Raw genomic sequence first — 2,955 nt, forward strand, 5'->3', positions numbered from 1 at the left:
ACGTATAGGGGGTTTGCATCAGAAACGTCTGCGATAAAAATTGTAAAAGATAACCGCAACCATCCTCACACCCTATATGCGATATCATGCGACGATTCGCTGTATCTTTATGACCTCCTGATTTTTTTGGCGTTGGAGCTTTACTCCCTGCTATATTCGTCTTCTCATTACTGCCATACATCGCTGAAGCAAATTGCTTAAAAGATAACCGCAACCATCCTCACACCCTATATGCGATATCATGCGACGATTCGCTGTATCTTTATGACCTCCTGATTTTTTTGGCGTTGGAGCTTTACTCCCTGCTATATTCGTCTTCTCATTACTGCCATACATCGCTGAAGCAAATTGCTCATCATTTAGTAAGGACTTCTTAACACGCAACATGTCTGATACATGCTCTGTATAGCTACGATTGGTGGTGACAAGATCACCATAAGCCGATTTGCTGTTTTCCCCCGTTCCCGATTGAAGATAAATATCTACCCAAATATCTGTAAAGGGGTCATACACCATCCCTTCGGGTGAACTATAGGGGCGGTGATTGAGACACCACACAGAATTGGGTAATATATCCCCCGCTTTATAACCTGATAAAGGGTGACCAGAGATCGTTCCAACATCCGCACAAAGCGTATGAAATCCTCCTATCTTACGTGAATTCGTCGCCGTATAACCTAGAGGATAAGTAGAGTTCAATGACACAACAAACTGCACATTCTTCTCACCCGCGTTCACTAAATAGATGTAATAATCATTGCCCCCTGAAAGAGTTCTATTCATTGGAATAATTGTATCTTCCATGTAACTGACTACAGAGAGATTATTGCCATTGTGAAAAGAAATATGCGTTCCTTTTTTTAACACAAGTTGCTGTTTTCCAGATGCCACAAGAAAGGGCGTAGAAAGCGAAATGACATTCCAAGTTAAATGTTTCATCAAAGCAGAACTGCTGAGATCATTGCCCCCTTGAGCTTTTAGAACTGCCTCTTTTGCCTCTTGAGCAAGTGCCTTTGCCTCTAAGGCTTCTGTCTGAGCTAGCGTTGCCGTGCTCTTCGCAGAATTCGCCGTTGTTGTGGTAGTTGTTAAGGAACTCTTGAGACCACCAAGCTCTTGATTTGTCGTATTTAAAGACTGTTTTGTTTGTTCGACAAGGCTTTTCGCACTCTCTGCTGTCGACTTCGCACTATGGGCTAGTTGCTTAGCTTGACTTGCTTCATCCTTTGCTTCATTGGCTCGTGTCTCTGATTTCCCGGCGGCTTTCTTAGCTTCTTCTCCTGCTCGTTCTGCTAAACCCGCTGTAACCTTGGCTCCATCAGCCGCTTGTTTTGCATCTCCTGCTTTATTTAAGGCTTGATAGGCTAAATTCTCTGCTTTACTCGCTGTGTTCTTGGCTTCATCCCCTGCCATTCTCGCTAAGCTTACCGGCGCTTTAAAATTATCAACAACTTGATTGATATCTATAACCTTACTTCTCGTCTCTGAGGCTATCTTCTCTGCTCTTTCGGCTATGGAACGTGCTTGGCCCGCATCATGTTGCGCACTAGAGGCTGTATCTTTTATACTTCTTACCGCCTCTTTAGCTTCACTCGCTTCTGTCCTTGCTCTTTCTGCTGTTTTTTTGGCTTCATCTGCTACGCGTTGCGCCGATTGGGCTATAAGTTTCGCATTATCAGCTGCTTCCTTGGCTTTATTGACTTCGTCTTTGGCTTGATATGCCCGCGTATCCGCTCCGCTCGCTGTCTTCTTTGCCTCTTCTGCTGCTCTTTCCGCCAAGCTCGCTTTTACCTTCGCACCATCTGCTAGTTGCTCTGCCTCTCTTGCTTTACTTAAAGCTTGATAACCTAAACTTTCTGATTTTTCCGCCTTGCTTCGTGCCTGTTCCGCATCATGCTTGGCAAAACCTGCTGTATCTTTCGATTCCTTGGCGCTCTTTTGCGCTTCTTCGGCTATTCTCTCTACCTGATCTGCCTTTTTCTGTGCTCCTTCTGCTGCCTTCTTGGCTTCTTCCGATACACTCTTAGCTGTGGAAGCTGTGCTGCTTGCCTGATCTCCCCTTTGTTTTGCCTCATTGGCTAAAGTCTCTAAACTGTCCGCTTTGTTCTTGGCTTCTTGAGCTAATCTCTCTGCTGCTTCTGCTTTGTTCTTGGCTTCTTCAACAAGGCTTTTTACAGCATCTGCATTTACTTGCCCCACCGCTTCTCCTGAACGTATAGCCTGTTCTGCTAACCTTTTCGCCTCTCCCGCTATTCTCGTCGCCTCGCTTGCTTGCTGTTCTGCATGCTCTGCCTTCTCTTTTGCACTATCCGCTACGCTTTTAGCGTCCTCTGCCACACTCTTGGCTTCACTCGATTGCGTCAAGGATTCTGTGACTTTTTGTAACGTCTCATCATCTCTCTGTTTTGCCGCATTGGCTGTTGATACCGCACTCTCTGCAAGGCTTTTTACATCACTAAAGCTCTGTTTAACCTCATCACAAACAGTCTTGTTCGCTTGTGCAAGATCCTTCGCCTCTTCTGATAACCCTTTAGCTTCCTCTGCGCTCCCCTTGGCATCATTGGCTGTGATTAATGCCCTGCTTGCCGTCGTTGTCGCACCAGTCGATTCTATCCGCGCTTGCTCTGCTAAACTCTTCGCTTCTTCACTAACACCTTTTGCTTCATTAACTAAGGTGATCGCCTGTGAAGATTGATCCTTCGCTTCTGTAGAAGCTGTGAGCGCATTTGAAGACGCATCTTTCGCTTCTGACGCTCGTTGTTTGGCTTCTTCGGCTTTGCTCTTCGCATCTGATGCTTCTAAAACGGCTCTCTCAGCGCTTTCTTTTGCATTACTCGCTGTTTCTGTTGCTGCTTCACTTGCACTCTTGGCTTCATTGGCTGTGATGGACGCTCCCTCTGCTAGCCCCTTAGACTCTTCTGCTATGCTTTTTGCTTCTTCCGCTGTCTGCTTGGCTGT

1 protein-coding gene and 1 pseudogene are annotated in these 2,955 nt (G+C 45.9%); both read right to left on the bottom strand.

Going from position 1 to position 2,955, the window contains the following annotated elements:
• Positions 1-181 (bottom strand): annotated as a pseudogene (locus PVV64_RS10170) (hypothetical protein); the annotation flags it as partial.
• On the bottom strand, positions 151-2,955 hold a 2,805-nt coding region (locus PVV64_RS10175; RefSeq protein ID WP_273760871.1), incomplete at its 5' end, for a hypothetical protein. The gene PVV64_RS10175 and the pseudogene PVV64_RS10170, both read right to left, overlap by 31 nt.

The sequence above is a fragment of the Bartonella sp. ML70XJBT.G genome, from assembly GCF_028618575.1.
GTDB lineage: Bacteria > Pseudomonadota > Alphaproteobacteria > Rhizobiales > Rhizobiaceae > Bartonella.